This window comes from Dactylosporangium sp. NBC_01737, from assembly GCF_035963215.1.
Taxonomy (GTDB): domain Bacteria; phylum Actinomycetota; class Actinomycetes; order Mycobacteriales; family Micromonosporaceae; genus Dactylosporangium.
Genome location: NZ_CP109153.1, coordinates 7,550,941 through 7,571,164 on the forward strand (window position 1 = coordinate 7,550,941; position 20,224 = coordinate 7,571,164).

Below are 20,224 nucleotides of genomic sequence, written 5' to 3' on the forward strand. Positions count from 1 at the left end.
GCGTGCGCGACGACAACCGGTGTCGAACCCCCAGTCGTCCGCCCACACCGCCCGGAGGTCCCGCCGTGTCCGTCGACACCGACGTCTCACCCCCCGCCGAGGACGAGGCCCACAGACCAGGACCGGCCGCCGGCCGGTCCTGGTCGATCGTGCCGCTGCTCACCCGGCTGCACTTCTACGCCGGCGTCCTCGTCGCCCCGCTGCTCGTCCTCGCCGCGGTCACCGGCCTGCTGTTCGTGCTCACCCCGCAGCTCGACGGCATCGTCTACGACAAGGAGCTGCACGTCGCGAAGGTCGGGCCCGGCCTGCCGAAACCGCTGTCGGAGCAGGTCGCCGCCGCGGTCGCCGCGCACCCGGCCGGCACGCTGTCGGTCGTGCAGCCGGCGGCGGCGCGGGACGCGACCACAAAGGTCGTGTTCAGCGTGCCGGAGCTGGGGGAGAAGCAGCACACGGTCTACGTCGACCCGTACACCGGCGAGATCCGCGGGCAGCTGACCACCTGGTGGAGCTCGACGCCGCTGACGACGTGGCTGGACGACCTGCACCGCAACCTGCACCTCGGCGACGTGGGCCGCGCCTACTCCGAGACCGCCGCCAGCTGGCTGTGGGTCCTGGTGCTCGGCGGGCTGATCCTGTGGTGCAACCGGCAGTGGCGCCGCCGCGCCGAGACCCGCCGCGCCCGCGGCCGGACCGAGGCGACCCTGCTCTACGACCTCGGCGCCGCGAAGGGCGTGCGCCGCACGCGCAGCATGCACGCCGCCACCGGCATCTGGCTCGTCGTCGGGCTGCTGTTCCTGTCCGCGACCGGCCTGACCTGGTCGCGCTGGGCGGGTGAGCACTTCGGGCTGGCGCTGGACGGCCTGGACTCCCGTACCCCATCGGTGAATACGACGGGCGCGGCACCGGTTCCGGCCGGCCACCACAGCGAAGCCTCGGCAGGCGCGGGCGACCCGGCGCAGATCGACGCGGTCCTGCACATCGCCCGCGACGCCGGGCTGACCGGCCCGACCGAGATCGCCCTGCCGGCCGAGGAGGGCGCGGCGTGGACGGTGAGCCAGATCGACTACGTGTGGCCGGTCCGCCTCAACCGGATCGCCGTCGAGCCGGTCGCAGGCACCGTCACCGACCGGTCCGACTTCGCGGACTGGCCTGTGCTCGCGCAGCTCACCAAGCTCGGCGTCCAGGCCCACATGGGCAAGCTGTTCGGCCCGGCCAACCAGCTCCTGCTCGCGGCGCTCGCCGTCGGGCTGCTCTGCGTCATCGTGTGGGGCTACCGGATGTGGTGGCAGCGGCGCCCCACCCGTGCGGCCCGCCGCGCCGTCGCCGGCCCGCCGCCCGCCCGCGGTGCCTGGCCTGCTGCGGCTGCCGCTGCTGGTCGCCGGGGTCGTGGTGGTCGCCGCGATCGGCTGGGCGCTGCCCGCGTTCGGCGTCACCCTGGTCGCGTTCCTGCTCCTCGACGCCGCGGCGGGGGCGGTGCAGCGGTCGCGCCGGAAGGCCGCTCCGGCAGGTTCCTGACCGGGTGACCCGGGCCGTGGCGGCGGCCCGGGTCACCCTCGCCGGATCTGGCGGCCGGCCCGCCAGCGGGGACGCTTTGCTCATGGCGAAGATCCTGTTCGTGGTTACCGGTGCCAGCTACTGGACGCTCAAGGACGGCACCAGGCACCCGACCGGCTACTGGGCCGAGGAGTTCGCGGCGCCGTACAGCACGCTCGTGCGCACCGGTCACGAGGTGGTGGTGGCGACCCCGGGCGGGGTGGTGCCGCACGTCGACGTCATGAGCCTGCGCCCGTCGATGGCGGGCAGCGAGCAGGCGGCCCTGGAGCTGGAGGGCGTCCTGCGCTCCGCCGACGAGCTGCGCAGGCCGATCGTGCTGGCGGGCGCCCGCCTGGAGGACTACGACGCGGTCTACTACCCCGGCGGTCACGGGCCGATGGAGGACCTGTCGGCCGACGCCGACTCGGGGCGGCTGCTGACCGCCGCCCTCGACTCGGGCATGCCCCTGGCGGTCGTCTGCCATGCGCCGGCGGCCATGCTCGCCACCCGGCGCAAGGGTGTCTCACCCTTCGTGGGGTACCGGGTCACGGCCTTCACGAACGACGAGGAGGAGGCCGTCGGGCTGGCCGCCGGGGCACGGTGGCTGCTGGAGGACGAGCTGAACAGGCTGGGCGTCCAGTTCACCCGCGGCGAGGTCTGGAAGCCGTACACGGTCGTGGATCGCAACCTGTACACCGGGCAGAACCCCGCGTCCGCCGGCCCGCTGGCGCAGCAGCTCCTGGAGGTGCTCAAGTAGCTACGGGGTGCGGCGGCGCCACCAGAGGGTGCCGCCCGCCAGGGCCAGCACGACCGCGATGCCGCCGAGGGCAAGCCACAGCACCGTGCGGTCGTCGCCGTCGTCCACGGTCGGGTCGGCGGCGGCGGTCAGCGCGGTGCTCGACGGCGCCGCCGGCGCGGTGCTCGTCGCGGGCGGAGGGCTGGACGGGGCCGCGCTCGTCGGTGCCGGGGCCGCATTGGTGAACGTGAACTGGCCCTCGATCGGGTGACCGTCGACGGAGACGGTCCGCCACACCACCTTGATCGCCCCGCCGGGCAGCGGCTTCACCGGCTGGGTGAGGGTCTTGTCGACCGATTTCGGCGTGCCGTCGCTGTAGGACGCGCCGTCGGCACCCGTGACGACGACGGTGCTGAACTGCTGCTTCACCATCTCGTTGAAGGTGAACGTCACCGCCGTGAGCGGGGCGCTGACGGTGGCGCCGCCGGCGGGGTCGCTCTTGACCAGCTTCGCGTGCGCCCAGGCGGGCTGGGCCGGCAGCAGCATCACCAGGAGGGCGGCCGCGGTGGCGGCGAGGGGCGCGCGGAGCGTCACGTGCAGTCGCATGGGCCAATCCTGAACCCTGTGCCGCACCGGCCGTCGCACGGGGTCCGCCCGGGAACTTTTCCACTGCCTCCCTCGACTATCCCGTGGCAGGATCTCCGTCGAGGTGAGGATCGCTGATGTCGTTGCGCAACCATGGACTGCTCGCCGCCGGAGCGCTGCTGGTGCTTGCCCTGGCCGCGTGCGGGTCGAAGGAGTCGCCGACCGCCCCGGCGTCCGGCGCGGCCCAGGCCTCGCTGGTGGTGAAGGACCCGTGGGTGAAGACGGCGAAGTCGGGCATGTCCGCCGCGTACGGCACGGTGGTGAATCCGACCGGCAAGGACGTCGTGGTCGTGTCGGCGGCGTCGGCGGTGTCGGCGATGATCGAGCTGCACGAGACCACGACCGTCGATGGCAAGATGGCGATGCGGCCCAAGGAGGGCGGTTTCGTCATCCCCGCCAACGGCTCCAACGAGTTCAAGCCCGGCGGCGACCACTTCATGCTGATGGACGTCACGACCGAGGTGAAGGCGGGCGACCAGGTGACGTTCACGCTGACGTTGCAGGACGGCGGCACGGTGCGGTTCACCGCGCTGGGCAAGGACTTCGCCGGCGGCAACGAGTCCTACCGGCCGGGCGCGCCGAGCTCGATGACGATGGGCTGACATGTCCGATCGTGTCCTGGGTCCGTTCAGCAGGCGGACGTTGCTGGCCGGCGGCGCGGTGACGGTGGCCGGTGCGGTCGCCGTCGGCGCCACCGTCCGCGGCGACGACGGCACCGTCGTGCTGCCGCAGTCCACAGTGGACTTCGGCGGGCTGATGGTGCCGTTCCACGGCCCGCACCAGGCGGGGATCGCGACCCCCGCGCAGGCGCACGGCGTGTTCGTCGCCCTCGACCTCGCCGCCGGCGTCGACCGGGCCGCGCTGCGCCGGCTCATGCTGCTGCTGTCCGACGACGCGGCCCGCCTCACCCAGGGCCGCGCGCCGCTCGCCGACGCGCAGCCCGAACTGGCGCACGTGCCCGCCCGGCTGACCGTGACGTTCGGGTTCGGGCCGCGGCTGTTCGACGTCGCCGGCCTGGCCGACCAGCGGCCGGCGACGCTGCAGCAATTGCCGGCGTTCCCGATCGACAAGCTGCAGCCACGGTGGTGCGGCGGGGACCTGCTGCTGCAGATCTGCGCCGACGACCCGCTCACCGTCGCGCACGCCCAGCGGATGCTGGTCAAGGACAGCCGGTCGTTCGCCACCGTACGGTGGGTGCAGCGCGGCTTCCGCCGCGGCCGCGGCATGCAGGACGACGGGGTGACCCAGCGCAACGTCCTGGGCCAGCTCGACGGCACCGGCAACCCGGCACCGGGCGGCGCCGTGTTCGACGGTGCGGTGTGGCGTTCCGCGACCGACGGCGGGCCGCAGTGGCTGCACGGCGGGACGACGCTGGTGCTGCGCCGCATCCGCGCCGAACTGGAGACGTGGGACGCCGCCGACACCACCGGCAAGGAGTTCGCGGTCGGCCGCCGCCTGTCCGACGGCGCGCCGCTGACCGGCCGGCACGAGCAGGACCCGCCGGACTTCGCCGCGAAGAACGCCCTCGGGCTGCCCGTCATCTCCGAGTTCTCGCACGTCGCCCGGGCACACGTGGCCGGCGACCGGCAGCGGATCTTCCGCCGCCCGTACAACTACGACGAGGCACCCGGCCCGGACGGCACCGCCGACTGCGGTCTGATCTTCGCCGCGTACCAGCGCGACGTCGGCGGCCAGTTCCTGCCGATCCAGCGCAATCTCGCCGAGGCCGACCTGCTCAACGAGTGGGTCACCCCGATCGGCTCGGCGGTCTTCGCGATCCCGCCGGGCTGCGGGTCCGGCGGCTGGATCGGCGAGGGCCTGCTCGGCTGAGCGGGTCAGCGAACGGCGGCGACGGCGGCGTCCGGGCCGCCGCGCCAGACCGTGCCGACCTCGGCGAAGCCGGCGCCGCGCAACGCGTCCAGGTGCCAGGCGATCGCCAGCAGCCACTCCGCGGCGTGGCCGTTGAGACTACTTACGCATCCATCGATGGGCAAGATGGAAACCGGTGGTCACAGCGGGCCGCATCCACTGTGACCACCGGTGCTCGTGGCGGTGTTACCGGCGGAAGACGAACCAGTCGACGTTGACGAAGTCGGCCGGCTGGCCGCTGCTGAAGCGCAGGTACACGGTGTGCCTGCCGGTGACCTGTGCGGTCAGGTTGCCGGGGATCTCGCGGAAGCTGGCCCAGCCGCCGGTGTTGGCGAGGGAGAAACTGGCGACCGGGGCGTTGCCGACGCTGTCGACGCGGACCTCGACGGTGCCGCTGACGCCGCCGGCGGCGCCGGAGGAGACGCGGGCGAGGAAGTCCCTCGGCGAGGTGCTGCCGAAGTCGACGTCGTTGTACTGGGCCCAGTCGCCGTTGGCGAGGTAGCCGATCTGGTCGCTGCCGGGCACGACGCCGGACTGCGCGTTGTAGGACTCGGCCTGGATGGTGCTGTAGGCGCTGCGGGTGCCGCCGGTGGCGGTCGGCGTCGGGTTGCCCGTGGTGGTCGTGGCGGTCGGGGTGGAGCCGCCGCCCTTGGTGTAGACGGCGACGTAGTCCACCAGCATCGGCACGCCGGAGGCGGTGCTGCCGGTCGGGGTGGAGTATCCAGCCACGCCGTTCGGGAACGAACCACCCATGGCCAGGTTGAGCAGGATGAAGTAGCCCTCGTGGCTGGTCATGTTCGACCAGTACGAGCCGACCTGGTTCTGGTTGACGGAGAAGAACTGCACGCCGTCGACGTACCAGCGCAGCACCGGGGGGGTGACGCTCGTGTCCCACTCGATCGCGTAGGTGTGGAAGTTGCCCTGGCAGTTGCTGTTCGGGCAGGCTCGGGTCGAGCCGAGGCCGGTGGTCTCGTTGCAGGGGCCGCCGGGGTTGACGCCGCAGTGCAGGGTGCCCCAGACCTGGTTCACGCCGTTGACGTTCTCCATGATGTCCAGCTCGCCGATGCCGGGCCAGTTCCAGTAGTTGCCCCGGTAGGGCGAGCCGAGGGCCCAGAACGCCGGCCAGTAGCCCGCGGCCGCGGCGCCGGTCACGTTGGGCATCTGCAGCCGGCCCTCGATGCGCAGCACGCCACCGGACGGCGGCTTGAAGTTGGTCCGTTTGGTCTCGATGCGGCCCGAGGTCCACTGCCCGGAGCCGTTTCTGATCGGGGTGATCTTCAGGTTGCCCGAGCCGTCCAGGCTGATGTTCTGGGTGCTGGTGGTGTAACTCTGGATCTCACCGGTGCCGAAGTTGGCCGGCCCGTTCGGGTACTGGGTGCCGGTGGTGAAGATCCAGTTGTTCGAGGACGGCAGCGTGTTCGCCGACCCGGTGAAGTCGTCACTCCATTGCAGCGACCAGCCCGACGGCGTCGAGGGGATGGAGGCGTACGCGTTGACGGTGACCGCCGCGGTGCCGGCGAGCACGGTGGCGGCGGCGGTGGCGAGGATGAGGCGGCGGCGCTGCCGTGGGCGGGTCGGCGCGGTGTCGCGCGTGGTGTCGGTGGGGGTCATCGGGGGAACCTCCAAGAGCGGACTGCGATCCGAGGCGACCAGGCGGGGCCGCGCCGTGAGAGCGCTCTCAAGTTTCTAGCGAGTTACAAAATCTCTGTCAATCGTTGGCAGAGGAGTATTTTTACTGGTCAGAGTGTTAACAGGTTCAAGTCGCCCATGGCGGAGCCTTCGAGCGAGAGAGCGCTCTCTCTACTGGTCGGCGACCCGTGGGGGTTTGATCATCTTCATGGCGCAACCGGTACCGCAACCGGTTCCGGAGCACGGCGACGGCGACCGCGCGGAACACGAATCCGGCCGTGATTCGTGCCGATACGACAGGCTGGAGGTGCGCATGGGCAACGGTCCGGTGGTGGGTGTGCTGTCACCGTTCGTCGGCGGCGCCTACTACGGCACGATCCTCGCGGGGATCAGCGCCGCCGCTGCGGCGGCCGGCAGCCGGACCGTCGCGGTGCAGACCCTCGACGCGGCCGCGGACATGGCGGTCAACGGCGGCACGCCGACGTTCACCGCCCCGGTCGCGTGGGAGCACATCGACGGCTTCGTGGTGCTCGCCGACGCGATCACCGATGCGTACCTCGACCGCCTGCGCGCCGCCGGGAAGCCCGTGGTGCTCCTCGGGCACAACGCCGGCCGCCCCGACCTCCCGGCCGTCGTCGCCGACAACGGCGCCGGGACCCGCGCGACGGTCGAGCACCTGATCGGGCACGGGCACCGCAGGATCGCCTTCACCGGGTACGTCGCCGTCTCCGACGTGGCCGAGCGGCACCGCGCCTACACCGCGACCCTGCGCGCCCACGGCATCGAACCGGAGCCCGCGCTGTTCCTGCCCGCGGTGGACAACCTGGAGAGCGGCGTCGCCTGGGCCACCCCGGACGCGCTGCGCGACCTGGACGCGACCGCGATCGTCGCGGCCACCGACCGCAACGCCATCGGGCTGCTGCGCGCCATGGCCGCGGCCGGGCTGAGCTGCCCGGGCGACGTCGCGCTCACCGGCTTCGACGACATGGAGGTCGCCACGTACCTCGCCCCGAGCCTCGCCAGCGTCCGGCAACCCCTCGAGGTGATGGCGGCGAAGGCGGTGGAACTGTTGCTGCAGGCCGTCGCCGGCGTCCCGGTCCCGCCCGGCGACCGCCGCGTCCCCACGGTCTTCGTCGCGCGTGGCTCGTGCGGCTGCTCCGAAGCGGCGCTGCGGCTGCCGCCGGCCCTGGCCGCCGCCGGGCCGGACCTGCTCACCGAACGCCTCGCCGGGCTGCTGCCGCCCGGCGCGGCGCGCACCGGCGAGCACCTGGCGCTCCTGGCCAAGGCGGTCGACGCCGTGGTCGACGTCGCCGAGGCCGCCGTCGCCGGCCGCACCCCGGACCACAGCGGGGCGACCGCGGCCCTGCTGACCCTGTACGCCCTGCAGGCGCAGCCGGAGGGCCTGCGGATCGTGGCCCGCGCCGTGCAGGAGTACACCCAGCAGATCCCGGCCGGCGACGTCGCGGCCGCCCGGCGCCTCGACGGTTGCGTGCAGGAGCTCATCCTCGCCGTCGTGCGGGTCCGTCAGGTGGCCAACTTCGGCGACCGGTGGCGGCTGCGCTCCACCATCAGCGCGCACTACGACCTGTCGATGGCGCTGCTGTACAACCGGCGCTCCGACCCGCGGGACCTCAGCTGGCTCGCGGTCACCCCGGCCAACGCCGGGTCGCTCGGACTGTGGACCGGCGACGGCTGCCGCCTCGAGGTCCCCGCCGGGTGGCGACGCCTGCCGGGGCCACCGATCGCCGCCGGTGACCTGGCGGTGAGCGCCTTCCCGCCGCCCGAGCTCATCGCCGCCGTCGGGCCGGGGGAGACGGCGTTCGTGGTGCCGGCGAAGGTCAACCTCAGCGACCGCGGGCTGCTCGCTGTCGTCGGCGTCGTGGAGAGCCAGGTCGAGGACGGCCGGGAACTGGTCAACCAGTGCGCGGCGCTGCTCACCGTCGGCCTCGACCTGCGCGAGCAGGAGGAGCGGCTGCGCCGGGCGGCGCTGTCGGACACCCTGACCGGCCTGCCCAACCGTGCCGCGCTGGTGGAGACCCTGGAGCGGGCCGTGCGCGCCCCGGATCGCCGCTTCGCCGTGCTGTTCCTGGACCTCGACGGCTTCAAACAGGTCAACGACCGCCTCGGCCACGCCGCCGGCGACGACCTGCTCGTGTACGTGGCGGAACGGATCCGCCGCTCGCTGCGCGCCGGTGACATGGCGGCCCGCTTCGGCGGCGACGAGTTCGTGGTGTTCCTCGCCGAGGCCGGCCCGCCCGAGCAGGTGACCCGGATCGCGGAGCGGCTGAAGGCGTCGATCGTCGCGCCGTACACGGTGGGCGGGACCGTCGTGCGGGTCGGGGTCAGCATCGGCTGCACCCCGTGCGGCGACTGCACCAGCGCCGACGAGATCCTGTCCGCCGCCGACGCCGCCATGTACCGGGAGAAGATCGGCAGCCGGTAGGCGACGCTCACGACGCGGTCGCGGCCGCGGTCACCGGGCGGGCCGGGCGCAGCTGCACGACCGCGGCGGAGGACAGCACGAGCAGGCCGCCGGCCAGTTGCACGGGGGTGAGGAACTCGTTGAGGGTGAGCGCCGCCAGCACGGTGGTGACGACCGGCTCGAAGGTCGAGAGGATCGCCGCGGTCGACGGGCCGGTGCGGCGCAGGCCGGCGAAGAAGGTCAGCATCGCCACGACGGTGGACACGACCGCGATGCACGCGAGCCAGAACCAGCCCCGCGGCGCGAAGCCGAGGTCGATCCCGCCCGTCGCGAGCGCCCGGACGGCCAGCGTGACCGCCGCACCCGTCATCACCAGCGCCGCCAGCAGCACCGGCGACAGCCGGTGGACGACGGTGTCGGCGACCAGGATGTACGCGGTGTAGGTCGCCGCGGAGCCGAACGCCAGGACCGCCGCGGCCGGATGGAAGTCCACGCCGCCGGTGCCGAGCAGGACCAGCAGCGTGCCGCCGGAGGCGGCCCCGAGCGCGGCGCCCCGGCCCAGGGTCAGCCGGTCCCGGCCCAGCAGCACCGCGGCGACGGTGACCAGGAGCGGGTACGTGTAGAGGATCAGGGACAGCAGCGATGCGTCCATGCGTTGCAGGGCGGCGAAGTACAGGCCGGCCTGGGTGGCGTATCCGACGGCGCCGAGGCCGAGGGCCGTCACGATCAGACCCGGCGTCCACCGGGCGGGGCCGGCGGCGGTGTGCCGCAGCCCCGGCCGCAGGAGCAGCAGCGCGGCCAGGACGGCGGCGGCGAGCGCGAAGCGCACCAGGAGCAGCGTTGCGGGCTGGACGCCCGCGGCGTACGCGAACTTCCCGAAGATCGCCATGGCGCCGAAGCACGCGGCGGACAGCAGGCACAGAGCGGGACCCATGCCGTCCAGCATCGGTACCCGTACCCGTCAAATCCAGCGACGATTCATGGATCTGATTCGTTAGGATTTATGCATGGTCACGATGGATCTCCGCCGGCTCCGGCTGCTGCGCGAGCTGGAGGAGCGAGGCACCCTGGGCGCGGTGGCCACGGCGCTGGGCTACAGCCCGTCCTCGGTGTCGCAGCAGCTGAGCGTGCTGGAGAAGGAGGTCGGCGCGCGGCTGCTGGAGAAGGCCGGTCGTGGGGTGCGGCTCACGGACGCCGGGCGGCTGCTCGCGTTGCACGCCCGGACGTTGCTGACCGCGGCCGAGGCGGCGACGGCGGACCTCGCCGCGCTCGCCGGCGCCGTGCGGGGCACGGTCCGCGCCGGCGGCCTGCAGTCGGCGGCGCGCCGGCTGCTGGTCCCCGCGGTGGCCCGGATGATGGCCGAGCACCCGCAGGTGCGCACCGAGATCTCCGAGCTGGAGCTCGAGCAGGCGCTGCCCGGGCTCCGGCTCGGCGCGGTCGACCTGGTGGTCAGCGACGATTACGACGGCCATCCGCGTCCCCGGCCGGGCGGGCTGCGGTTCGAGGTCCTGCACGAGGAGCCGGTGCGGCTGGTCCTGCCCGCCCGGCATCCGCTGGCCGGGCCCGGCGGCCCGGTCGCGCTGTCCGCGCTGCGGCATGACGTGTGGGTGGCCTCCGACGTCGGCACCGGCCACCACGACATGGTGGTGGGCAGCTGCCGGTCGATCGGCGGCTACGAGCCGGACGTGCGGCACCACTCCAACGACGCCGACGTCCAGCTCGGGCTCGTGCGGGCCGCCGGTGCGGTCGCGCTGCTTCCGGCGCTGGCGATGCCCGCGGTGGACCCGGCCGTGGCGGTCCGCGACGTCGCCGGCCAGCGGTTCGGCCGCCGGCTGGTCGTGGTGTCCCGCGACGGGCCGATGCCGCCGGCCGTCGCGGCCTTCCTGGCCGTCGTGACGGACCTCGCCCGCGGCCTCGACGCGACGTCACCCCGTGACCCTGTCACCCGACCGGGGCCTCGGCGGCGGCGCGGCGGCGGTTGACGAGGTAGCCGAACGCGGCGGCCGTGAAGAACATGGTGATGCCGTACACCGCGGCCGGGACGGCCATGCGGGTGTTGTCCAGCAGCGCCGGACTGATCGCGATGGCGATCGCCAGGGTGCTGTTGTGGATGCCGATCTCCATGCCCGCCGCGGTCGCCTCGCGCCGGCCGACACCGGCGAGGCGCGGCAGGCCGTAGCAGGCCGCGAGGCTCAGCGCGTTGAACACCAGGACGATCGCGCCGACGGCGAGGAAGTAGTCGCCGATGTTGTCGCGCTCCTTGAGCACGGCGCCGGCGACGACCGCGACGAGCACGACGACCGAGACGAGCTTGACCGGGCCGGCGAGCCGGACGGCGAGGTCCGGGAATCGCGACCGCAGCAGCATGCCGACCGCCACCGGGATCAGCACGATCGCGAAGACCTGCAGCACCTTGTCGAACTGCAGGCCGATCGACGCCGCGTCGCCGAGGAAGTGCGCCGCCGACAGGTTCACCACGATCGGCAGCGTCACCACGGCCAGCACGGAGTTGACCGCGGTGAGTGTCACGTTGAGCGCCACATGGCCGCCGAAGAGATGGCTGTACAGGTTGGCGGTGGTGCCACCGGGCGACGCCGCGAGCAGCATCATGCCGACGGCCAGCTCGGGCTCCAGGCCGAACGCGACGACCAGCCCGAAGCAGACGGCGGGCAGGAGCAGCAGCTGGCAGCCGAGCGCGATGAGGACGAGCTTCGGGTACGTCAGCACGCGCCGGAAGTCGTCGATCGTCAGCCCGAGCCCCAGCCCCAGCATCACGATGGCGAGCGCGACCGGCAGCCCCACGGTGGTCAACCACGAATCCATCCATGGATTGTGGGGCCGGTACCCCGCCGGCGTCACCGCTGCGGGCGGGGCGATCCCGGATCGGCATGCCGCCGGTGCGTGGACGTGCGTGCTCGGGCGGTGCCCGCCGGTCAGCGTGCCGGTGGCCGTCCCATGACGATGAACGGCGCCCAGATCCTCGCCGAGCCGGGCTCGTAGTGGTGGTGCGGCATCGCGAGGTCGCGGATCGCCGAGCCGGGTTGCTGCCCGGCGTCCGGGGCCGCCCACGCCGACAGGAGCGCGGCCCGGTCCAGGTGCCGGATCTCCCGCTGGGCCAGGGCGAGCGCAGCCGCGGGACCGCTGCCGGCGAGCCGTTCGTAGAAGCGCCGCATCAGGACGCTGGTGGCAAGGTCGTCGGCGGCCCACAACGCACCGACAACGGTGCCGACCCCGGCGCCGAGCAGCGTCCTGGCCAGACCGAGGACCTCGTTGCCGGCGGTGCGCCGCCCTACGCCGGAGTGGCAGCTGCTGAGCACGGCCAGCCCGGCGCGCAGGCCGGTGCCGATCAGCTCCTCCACGGTGAGCTCCTCGCCGCCGGCCAGCAGGATCACGGACCTGGCGGGATCGTCGCCGTCGAGCATGGTGTGCGTCGCGAGGTGGATGATCGGCGCCGCGGCCAGACCCGCCAGCACCGCGGCGCGGGTCGGCGCGGCACCGATGAGCGGCACGACGCCGAGACGGGCGGCGACCGCCCCCGCCTCGAGCTCGGCGAAGCGCAGTGGCTGCGCGCCGTGCGCCATGCCGGCCGGGTTCCCGACGACGAGCGCGGGACCGGTGCCGTCCGGCCCCGGCTCGTCGGCCAGCAGGTTGACCGCCGGCAGGTAGGTGACCGCGAACGTGTCGATCAGCGGGGCGCCCCGCCACGGCAGGACGTGCAGCGGCGCCTGCAACCCGGCGCCGTCCGGCACGAGCAGCAGGTGCCCGGCGCCGTCGAGCAGGCCGGCGAACGGCGCGAGCAACAGCTCGGACAGCCGCGCGCCGGCGGTCCGGTCCGTTGCCGGGTCGTCGCCGTTCCACCGGGCCAGGAGCCCGGCCACCTCGTCCCAGCCGACCGGCGGGCAGGCGTAGTCCACCGGGCCGTCCGGGCCACCCCGCGCCGCCAGCACGAGGAGTTCGTCGCCGGCCGAGCAGTAGGTCAGCAGCACCGTGTCCTCCGGGATGCTGCGCTGCAGCTCGGCGACCGGCCGGAGGGCGGCGAACGGATGCGACTGTGCCGCGAACCCCGGCCACGCGGCCTGCAACCGGCGTTCGACCGCGGCGCAGGCCTCGGCGGCCGCGTCCTGCCGGCCGCCCGTGCTTGCGGCCCACCGACTGCGGGCCGCCCGCCACTCGCGCACCAGCGCCGCGAGGCCGGCCGGTGCGTCGGCGAGGCGCCGGCTGGACCGGCGCAGGTCGAGCAGTGCCCGGCCGCGGCCGCGTTCGAGCACGTCGAACGCGCGCAGCGCCCGCTCCCGCCGTCCGGCTGTGCCGTGCGCGGCGCCGTCGCCAGGGCCGTCGCCAGGGTCGTCGCCGGCGTCGAACGCGGCGTCGCCGGGGGCGTGGCCGGGGTCGCCGGGGTCGTGCACGGCGTCGAACGCGGCGTCGCGGAAGATGCCGCCGGTGCCGGGGTCGTCGGCGATCGAGGTTCGCTCGACGTCGTCGACGGCCCGCCCGCGCCCGCGTTCCCAGGCGTCGAACGCTTCGGCGTACCGCCGCCGGGCGTCGTGCTGCCGGCCGCCGGTGCGCCGCGCCTCGATCCGCGCGCACAGGGCCCGCGCGGTCCACGGCTCGTCCTCCTCCCGCCACCAATCGGGGCCGTACGCGGTCTGCAGGCCGTCGAGGTGCGCGGCGGCGTCGTCGAAGAGGCCGGCGGCCTGCAGCGCGATCACCGCCTCGATCCGCAGCCGCCGCCGCATCGGTGCGCGGACGCGCTCCTGGTCGCCCGGGGTCAGCTGCGGGGCGGGCGGGAGCGGATCCCAGTCGTCGATCGGCACCCGCACGAACGCCCGGGTCCGCTCGACCAGCTCCGGGAAGCGGCGCAGCGCGTGCAGCAGGGTCAGCTCCAGCAGCCGTTCCTGATAGGTGACCGGGTCCCCGAGGACGTCGAGGGCGCGGGTGAAGGCGGCTCGGGCGGCGGCGACGTCGCCGGTACCCAGCGACCGGCGGCCGGCGACGAAGCTGTCCTGTGCCGCGGCGACCGCGCCGGCGAGGCCCGGTGCCTCGGGTGCCACCCGGACCGTCCGGTCGACGGCGACGAGGTCCGCCGCGACCCGGTCGCGGTGCTGCCTGGCATCCATCCTCGTGAACAGCGCGTGCGCCCAACCGAACGCCTGACGCGCCCGGTACAGGTCGTCGCGGCGCAGCTGCCAGTGCTGGCCGAGCCGGGTGAGCAGCAGCCCCAGGCCGAGCCCGAACGCGTAGCTCCCGCCGCCGGCCGCCCAGGCGCCGATCTCGTCGGCCTCGGCCTCGCCGACGCGTGCCGCACCCGCGCCGATGGCGGCGATCACCGTGTGCGCCTGCGCGAGGTGCCGGCCGTACTCGTCGCCGGCGCGGTCGAATGCGGTCAGTGCGGCGGACGCCGCCGCGGACTGCGCGACGTGATCGCCGGTGCGGAAGGCCAGCCACGACCGGTGCAGCGCGATCGTCGCCGGGCACGTGCCGCGGGCCCGCTCGGCGGCGCCGGCGAGCAGTCGTTCGGCCTCGTCGAGCAGCTCGACCGCACGCGCGTCGCTGTCGGCCGCCTTCGTCAGCTCGAACGGCGACGCCGTCGTGAGGGTATGCAGCGCCATCGGCCCGCTGTCGCCGATGCCCATGTCGAGGTACTCGGCCCGGCCGAGCGGGGCGAGCCGCCACGACGCCTCGCGCAGCAGCGCGCCCACCGCGCCGATCGTGTCGCCGCCGGCGACGGCCCGCGTCCGGGCCTCGTGCAGCAGGTCCCAGGCCCGCGGATCGCCGGACCGGAAACGCATCTGGGCATCGGCCATCCGGAGGTGGTGCCGGATCGCCGGTTCGCTGGCCGTGCCGAGCGGCGCGTCCCGGGCCAGCCGCTGCCGCACGAGCGTCACCGGGTCCTCGTCGTCGCCGAGCGCCGCGGCGCGCTCGCGGGCCATCGCGTAGGTCAGCCCGCCGGCGACCAGCGACGCGTCGAAGTCGCGCAGCAGCTGCAGCGGCCCGGCGATCAGCAGGTACTGCGGCAGGAACGGCGAGTCCTCGGAAAGCTGCCCGCGCAGGGCGGCGTTGTTGAGGACCCGGGCGTCGCGCACGAAGGCCCGCCGCTCGGCGACGTCCGGCTGCTCGGGCGACAGCAGGTGCCCCCCGGCAAGTGCCTGCCATGCCAGCACGCTCGCATACGCGCGCAGGGCCGCCGCGACGGCCCGGCCCTCGCCGGTCAGCGCCTCGAACAGCCGGTCGAGCTCGGACAGCGCGGCGTTCGGCCGGCCGTACCGGATCGAGACGAGCGCCCGGGCGAGTTCGCCGTCCCACCCGTCGCCGCCGGCGGCGACCCGCTCGGCCAGCCGCCGGTCGCCCCGCAGCTCGTCGGGCAGGACGGTGCCGCCGAGCGCGTCCAGTGTCCGAATCATCGTGTCCATGTCTGTCCCTCCGGCGCCTACCTGACGGACACCGGTGCCCCATAGTATGGATACACTGTTTCCATTTTACGGGAGTCGCTCATGCGGTACGTCGTCGTCGGATGTGGCAACGTCGGGATGGAACTGGCCAGGCGCTGGTCGGCGGCCGGGCACCACGTGCTCGGCACCACCACGTCGCCCGAGCGGGTCGCGGAGGTCGGCGCGGTCTGCGCCGACGTCGTGGTGCTGCGCGGCAGCGACCGGGCCGCGGTCGAGCGCGCGACCCGGGACGCGGACGCGGTCGTGCTGACCGTCAGCCCCAGGATCAGCCGTGCGTTCGACGCCCGCGCCCGGGTCCGCGAATACGCCGACACGCTCACCGCCTCGGCGGCCACGGCGGCCCTGGTGCATCCCCGGGTGGTGTTCACCAGCTCCGTGTCGGTCTACGGGGCCGGCACCGGTCCCGTGATCGACGAGTCGAGCGACCTGACCGACGACACCGACGCGTCGCCGCGCAACTTCATCGCCGCCGAGCGCGCCGTGCTGCCCGCCGGTGCCGTGATCCGCATTCCCGACGTGTACGGCCACCCGCGCGACCTCGACTACCCGTCCCGCGTGAAGCTGGCCCACGAGTTGCTGGGCGGGAGCGTGCCGTTCGCGCCCGACGCGCTGCTGTACCGCATCGACTACCGCGACGCGGCCGCCGCCCTGGCGCTGGTGGTGGAGGCGGGCCTGGTCGGGGTGTACAACGCGGTGCCGGACGCGGTCGTCCCGCGCACCAACCGCGAGGCGTTCGGCGCGATCTGCGCGGCGCAGGGCTGGCCCGACCTGACCTACCGCGCCGAGATCAGGACCCCGGTCGTCCCGGTGTCCTCGGCGAAGCTGCGCGCCGAGGGCTACGCGTTCACACACTCCCTCATCGGTTCCCGGTCCCGGTGAGCTGCCGGGCGACCAGGCGGCCGAAGGCCAGCGCGGGCGTCAGGCACATGCCGGAGCAGAACGCGTTGCCGTTGACCGCGGCCGAGCCGATGACCTCGCCGATCGCGTACAGTCCGGGGACCGTCCGGCCGTCGGCGCGGCGGACCCGCAGGTCGGTGTCGACGTCGACGCCGGCGAACGTGATGAGCGTGACGGGGTGGTTCTCGATCGCGTAGAACGGCGGCTCGCCGATCGGCGCCGGCAGGTGGGTGCGGCCGAAGTCCGCGTCGCGCCCCCGGGCCACCGCGTCGTTGTAGCGGTCCACGGTGGCGCGCAGCCCGTCCGGGTCGATCCCGGCGCGGCCGGCGAGCACCATGAGATCCGCTCCACTGTGGACACCGCGACGGCGCCCGCATGCGGCGGCGAGGTCCTCGGGGCTCCAGCCGTGGACCATCGGCCGCGACTCGCGCAGCGCCCGCGCGTCGAACACCATCCAGAACGTCATCCGCTCGATCGTGGCGAGCAGTCGTTCCTTCCGGTCGATGCTGGGCTCGTCCTCCGCGACCCACCGCCGGCCGGCCCGGTCGACGTAAATCTCCCACGGCGGCCGCTCCGGCGCCACGAGCTGCGGCCGATGGGTCCAGTCCACCCGCAGGTCGCCGTCGACCGGTGGCAGGCCACCGAACGTCGGAATGTACCGGCCGAGCCCCTGCACGCCGGCGCCGATCGCCCGCGCCATCTCCAGCCCGTCGCCGGTCGCGGTCGGCGCCGCCGAGGTGGTCAGCGGCGCACCCTCGAGCTCGGCGAAGAGCTCCGGCGCGCAGCCGAAGCCGCCGGTGGCCAGGACCACCGCCGGCGCGTGGAAGCGCTGACCGTCCGACGTGGACACGCCGGTGACCGCGCCGCCCGCGGTCAGCAGGTCGCGGACGCGGACCCCGCACCGCAGGTCCACCCGGCCGGCGGCCCGCTGCGCCTGCAGGAGCGGCCGGAGCACCGCCAGGATCGCCGGTCCGCCCGGGGAGTCGGCGGCGTGCACGGTCCGCGGGGTCAGATACGGCTCGTGCCCGTACACGATGCGCGGCGTGCCGGGGTCGGGCGTGAATCCGTGGTCGAACAGCCATTCCAGGACGGCGGGCTGCTCGCGCAGCGAGCGGCGGGTGAGGTCCTCTCGCCCGGCAGCGCGGCTGATGCGCTGGACGTCGGCGAAATGGCGGTCCGGGTCGTCGTCGATGCCCCGGGCCCGCTGCAGCGTGAAGCCGCCCGCGGACAGGTGGCCGCCGGAGTACGGCAGGGCGCCGCCCACGTCGGCCGCCTTCTCCAGCAGCAGCACCCGCGCCCCGGCGTCGGCGGCGGTGATCGCACACGCCAGCCCCGCCGGCCCGGCGCCCACCACGATGATCGTCCACACGTGCGTTCCCTGCGTTTCGTTCAAGGAAACAGTGTTTCGCTCAATCGGGTGGGCGTCAAGACGCGCGATCACCCGGCAGCGTCAGCCGCCGAGCGTGACCGTGCAGGTGGCGTCGCCGGCGGCGTGGAACGTGTACTTCCCCGGGGGTGCCACGAGCCGGCCGTCGCCGGTCGACCAGTACGCCAGGGCGGCGACCGGGACGTCGAAGCGCACCTCGCGCGACTCCCCGGCGGGCACCGCCACCCGCTCGAACCCGGCCAGTCGCCGCGCCGGAGCCGGCACCGGCCAGCACTGCGGGGTGACGTACAGCTGCACGACCTCGTCGCCGTCGCGGGGGCCGGTGTTGGTGACGGTGACCTGGGCGGCGTAGCCGGACGCCGTGGCCGTCACTGACAGGGGACCGTAGCCGAACGTGGTGTAGGACAGGCCGTGGCCGAAGGGGTAGAGCGGCTCGCCGCGGTGGTACTGGTACGTCCAGCCGGAGCCGATGATGTCGTAGTCGTCCGCGTCGGGCAGGGCGGCGTCCGAGCGGTACCAGGTCTGCGGCAGCCGGCCGCCCGGGTTCGCGTCGCCCAGCAGCGCGGCCGCGACCGCTGTGCCGAGTTCCTGGCCCGCGTGCGAGCTCCACAGGATCGCCGGCACGTGCTGCTGCGCCCAGTCGATCGCGTACGGATAGCTCGACACCAGCGCCAGCACGGTGGCCGGGTTGGCCTCGAGGACCGCGCGCAGCAGCGCCTCCTGCTGCGCCGGCAGCGTCAGCGAGGAACGGTCGACGGTCTCCCGGCCGTTGACGTGCGGGTCGTTGCCCAGCACCACCACGACCCGGTCGGCGGCGCGGGCGGCGGCGACGGCCGTGGCCAGGCCGGAGGAGACCTGCTGCCGGACGAACCGCAGGGCGCCGTCGGAGGGCCCCGCCGTCAGCCGTCCGTCCGGGCCTTCCGTCACGTACCGGCCGAGCGCGTTGGAGTACAGCAGGAACTCGCCGGGCGAGGCGGGGTGCAGCTCCCACAGCTCGCGCACCACCCACCCGTCCGGCGTGGCCGCCGAAGCGGCGAGCACGCCGTCGTCGTCGACGGTGACGTACCGCCCGGAGCCGGTGTCCTGCAACGTGTGCACCGGCACCGGGCACTGGACGCTGGTGCCCCAGTCCTGGTGGGCGAACACGGCGCCCGGCCCGTCATGGAGCCTGAGACCGTCGTCGTCGACCCGCAGCTCCCGTCCGTCCGGCGTCGCCAGGCCGATGCGGTCCAGACCATCCACAGTGGACACGTCGAGCCGTGGGCGCAGCGCGCCGGCGACGGTCACCGCGTACGGCAGGGTGCCGCTGTACCAGTCGGTCATCACCCGGTCGCCGAGGTGCCCGATGACCGCGACGCTGCCGCCCGCGCTCCACGGCAGGGCGCCGGGGGAGTTCTTGAGCAGCACGACCCCCGCGTGAGCGGCGCGGGCGGCCAGCCGGGCGTGCGCGTCGCAGGCGATCGCATCGCGCCGGATCCCGGTGTACGGGTCGTCCTCGGGCGTGAACTCGCCGGTGCGCGCCCGCATCCGCAGGAGGCGCCCGAGCGCGGCATCGATGTCCGCCTCGGTGATGAGGCCGCGGTCGAGGGCCTCGGTGAACCGGGCGATGGTCGGCCCCGAGTCGGGACCGTTGTCGGTGTAGCTGTCCACCCCGGCGCGCAGCGCCGCCGCGTGCGAGGCGGCGTGCTCGTCGAAGTACCGTTCGGTCACCACGAGGTTGGACGGTGCCTGCGCGTCGGAGCACACCACCAGGTCGGGTGCGGCGGCGCGCAGCACCGAGGCGAGCAACGGGTGCACGTGGTTCGGCACGCCGTTGACGAGGTTGTAGGCGGGCATGACCCCGGCCGCCACGCCGGCCCGCAGCGGCTCGAGGAAGCCGGGCAGCTCGTACTCGTGCAGCACCCGCTCCGGCACGGCGATGTCGACGACGTCGCGGCGGGTCTCCATGTTGTAGGCCAGGAAGTGCTTGAGCACCGGCGTGGTCCGCCACACCGCGGGATGGTCGCCGCGCAGCCCGGTGCAGAACGCGACGGCCAGCTGCGCGGTCGCGTACGGGTCCTCGCTGTACCCCTCCTCGTTGCGCCCCCACCGCGGGTCGCGCAGCGGGTTCACCACCGGCGCCCACACGTTCAGCGAGACCCGCGCGGCGCCGTCGGGCGGGTCGTGGCGGAACGCGCGGACCTCGGTCGCGGCGGCCTCGCCGACGGCCCGCAGCAGCGCCCGGTCCCAGCTCGCGCCGAGCCCGACGGCCTGCGGGAACACGGTCGCCCGGCCGAGCCAGGCGACGCCGTGCAGCACCTCGCAGCCGGTGTGGAACTCCGCCAGGCCGAGCCGGGGCACGGCCGGCTGTTTCTGGTGCAGCATCGCGATCTTCTCGGCGGTGGTGAGCCGCCGCAGGAGGTCTTCGACCAGGTCCGACGTCGTCATGGGCCCCTACTCTGCACGAGATGAGCACTGTCGAAGCGCTTCGATGATCGACGGTGGTCGGGTGGCTGTCAAACGACGCGAAACTTTCACGTCCGGTGGCACGGGTCACGCGGTCGGACGGCGGCCTTCGTCGATGTCCTTGTCGAGTGTCCATCGATGCCCTACGGTCTGGCAGTCGAAGCGCCGTCGAAGCGCTTCGATACTTCGCGCACCGCATCGTGCACCTCGAT

General features: G+C 74.0%; 15 protein-coding genes. 7 read left to right on the plus strand and 8 right to left on the minus strand.

Going from position 1 to position 20,224, the window contains the following annotated elements:
* Positions 1 to 65 precede the first annotated feature (65 nt).
* Together OHA72_RS34465 and OHA72_RS34470 are read left to right on the plus strand one after the other, a co-directional pair.
* Entirely contained in the window at positions 66 to 1,523 is a 1,458-nt protein-coding gene (locus OHA72_RS34465; protein WP_327000221.1) for a PepSY-associated TM helix domain-containing protein, read from the plus strand.
* Between the two features lie 74 nt (positions 1,524 to 1,597).
* The gene (locus tag OHA72_RS34470; RefSeq protein ID WP_327000222.1) at positions 1,598 to 2,290 is read left to right on the plus strand and encodes a type 1 glutamine amidotransferase domain-containing protein; all 693 of its coding nucleotides are present in this window, start codon (positions 1,598 to 1,600) and stop codon (positions 2,288 to 2,290) included.
* Here OHA72_RS34470 and OHA72_RS34475 read toward each other — a convergent pair whose 3' ends face one another.
* Positions 2,291 to 2,875, minus strand: a complete 585-nt coding sequence (locus OHA72_RS34475; RefSeq protein ID WP_327000223.1) for a copper resistance CopC family protein — start codon at positions 2,873 to 2,875, stop codon at positions 2,291 to 2,293.
* A 116-nt stretch (positions 2,876 to 2,991) separates the two neighbouring features.
* Between OHA72_RS34475 and OHA72_RS34480 the strand changes: the two genes are divergently transcribed.
* Entirely contained in the window at positions 2,992 to 3,516 is a 525-nt protein-coding gene (locus OHA72_RS34480; RefSeq protein ID WP_327000224.1) for a copper chaperone PCu(A)C, read from the plus strand.
* Between the two features lies 1 nt (position 3,517).
* Positions 3,518 to 4,744, plus strand: coding sequence for a Dyp-type peroxidase (locus OHA72_RS34485; protein ID WP_327000225.1), 1,227 nt, complete (start codon positions 3,518 to 3,520; stop codon positions 4,742 to 4,744).
* 5 nt (positions 4,745 to 4,749) lie between these two features.
* Here the strand turns inward: OHA72_RS34485 and OHA72_RS34490 are convergent, their stop codons facing one another.
* Positions 4,750 to 4,908, minus strand: coding sequence for a hypothetical protein (locus OHA72_RS34490; protein ID WP_327000226.1), 159 nt, complete (start codon positions 4,906 to 4,908; stop codon positions 4,750 to 4,752).
* A 61-nt stretch (positions 4,909 to 4,969) separates the two neighbouring features.
* Positions 4,970 to 6,394: a glycoside hydrolase family 16 protein gene (locus OHA72_RS34495; RefSeq protein WP_327000227.1), complete on the minus strand. Its 1,425-nt coding sequence runs from the start codon at positions 6,392 to 6,394 to the stop codon at positions 4,970 to 4,972.
* A 331-nt stretch (positions 6,395 to 6,725) separates the two neighbouring features.
* Between OHA72_RS34495 and OHA72_RS34500 the strand changes: the two genes are divergently transcribed.
* Positions 6,726 to 8,855 (plus strand): diguanylate cyclase domain-containing protein, encoded by a 2,130-nt coding sequence (locus OHA72_RS34500; RefSeq protein WP_327000228.1) that lies wholly within the window; start codon positions 6,726 to 6,728, stop codon positions 8,853 to 8,855.
* A gap of 7 nt (positions 8,856 to 8,862) precedes the next feature.
* Here the strand turns inward: OHA72_RS34500 and OHA72_RS34505 are convergent, their stop codons facing one another.
* On the minus strand, positions 8,863 to 9,768 hold the full coding sequence (locus OHA72_RS34505) for an EamA family transporter (protein WP_327000229.1): 906 nt from the start codon (positions 9,766 to 9,768) through the stop codon (positions 8,863 to 8,865).
* A gap of 73 nt (positions 9,769 to 9,841) precedes the next feature.
* Between OHA72_RS34505 and OHA72_RS34510 the strand changes: the two genes are divergently transcribed.
* Complete coding sequence (locus OHA72_RS34510; RefSeq protein ID WP_327000230.1) at positions 9,842 to 10,816, plus strand: LysR family transcriptional regulator; 975 nt, start codon at positions 9,842 to 9,844, stop codon at positions 10,814 to 10,816.
* Here the strand turns inward: OHA72_RS34510 and OHA72_RS34515 are convergent.
* Together OHA72_RS34515 and OHA72_RS34520 are read right to left on the minus strand one after the other, a co-directional pair.
* Positions 10,776 to 11,657, minus strand: coding sequence for a bile acid:sodium symporter family protein (locus OHA72_RS34515; RefSeq protein ID WP_327000231.1), 882 nt, complete (start codon positions 11,655 to 11,657; stop codon positions 10,776 to 10,778). The two genes, OHA72_RS34510 and OHA72_RS34515, sit on opposite strands and share 41 nt — an antisense overlap.
* A 110-nt stretch (positions 11,658 to 11,767) precedes the next feature.
* Positions 11,768 to 15,235 (minus strand): CHAT domain-containing protein, encoded by a 3,468-nt coding sequence (locus OHA72_RS34520; protein ID WP_327000232.1) that lies wholly within the window; start codon positions 15,233 to 15,235, stop codon positions 11,768 to 11,770.
* A 90-nt stretch (positions 15,236 to 15,325) separates the two neighbouring features.
* Between OHA72_RS34520 and OHA72_RS34525 the strand changes: the two genes are divergently transcribed.
* Complete coding sequence (locus OHA72_RS34525) at positions 15,326 to 16,162, plus strand: NAD-binding protein (RefSeq protein ID WP_327000233.1); 837 nt, start codon at positions 15,326 to 15,328, stop codon at positions 16,160 to 16,162.
* Here the strand turns inward: OHA72_RS34525 and OHA72_RS34530 are convergent.
* The gene (locus OHA72_RS34530) at positions 16,140 to 17,573 is read right to left on the minus strand and encodes an FAD-dependent oxidoreductase (protein WP_327000234.1); all 1,434 of its coding nucleotides are present in this window, start codon (positions 17,571 to 17,573) and stop codon (positions 16,140 to 16,142) included. The two genes, OHA72_RS34525 and OHA72_RS34530, sit on opposite strands and share 23 nt — an antisense overlap.
* A gap of 57 nt (positions 17,574 to 17,630) precedes the next feature.
* Positions 17,631 to 19,994, minus strand: coding sequence for a glycoside hydrolase family 3 C-terminal domain-containing protein (locus tag OHA72_RS34535; protein ID WP_327000235.1), 2,364 nt, complete (start codon positions 19,992 to 19,994; stop codon positions 17,631 to 17,633).
* Between the last annotated feature and the right edge of the window lie 230 nt (positions 19,995 to 20,224).

Excerpts from the sequence above, each read along its gene's own strand:
- OHA72_RS34520 (WP_327000232.1), bottom strand. The coding sequence starts at position 15,235 with ATGATTCGGACACTGGACGCGCTCGGCGGCACCGTCCTGCCCGACGAG.
- OHA72_RS34470 (WP_327000222.1), top strand. The coding sequence starts at position 1,598 with ATGGCGAAGATCCTGTTCGTGGTTACCGGTGCCAGCTACTGGACGCTC.
- OHA72_RS34510 (WP_327000230.1), top strand. The coding sequence starts at position 9,842 with ATGGTCACGATGGATCTCCGCCGGCTCCGGCTGCTGCGCGAGCTGGAG.
- OHA72_RS34495 (WP_327000227.1), bottom strand. The coding sequence starts at position 6,394 with ATGACCCCCACCGACACCACGCGCGACACCGCGCCGACCCGCCCACGG.
- OHA72_RS34485 (WP_327000225.1), top strand. The coding sequence starts at position 3,518 with ATGTCCGATCGTGTCCTGGGTCCGTTCAGCAGGCGGACGTTGCTGGCC.
- OHA72_RS34500 (WP_327000228.1), top strand. The coding sequence starts at position 6,726 with ATGGGCAACGGTCCGGTGGTGGGTGTGCTGTCACCGTTCGTCGGCGGC.
- OHA72_RS34480 (WP_327000224.1), top strand. The coding sequence starts at position 2,992 with ATGTCGTTGCGCAACCATGGACTGCTCGCCGCCGGAGCGCTGCTGGTG.
- OHA72_RS34535 (WP_327000235.1), bottom strand. The coding sequence starts at position 19,994 with ATGACGACGTCGGACCTGGTCGAAGACCTCCTGCGGCGGCTCACCACC.
- OHA72_RS34515 (WP_327000231.1), bottom strand. The coding sequence starts at position 11,657 with ATGGATTCGTGGTTGACCACCGTGGGGCTGCCGGTCGCGCTCGCCATC.
- OHA72_RS34525 (WP_327000233.1), top strand. The coding sequence starts at position 15,326 with ATGCGGTACGTCGTCGTCGGATGTGGCAACGTCGGGATGGAACTGGCC.
- OHA72_RS34475 (WP_327000223.1), bottom strand. The coding sequence starts at position 2,875 with ATGCGACTGCACGTGACGCTCCGCGCGCCCCTCGCCGCCACCGCGGCC.
- OHA72_RS34505 (WP_327000229.1), bottom strand. The coding sequence starts at position 9,768 with ATGGGTCCCGCTCTGTGCCTGCTGTCCGCCGCGTGCTTCGGCGCCATG.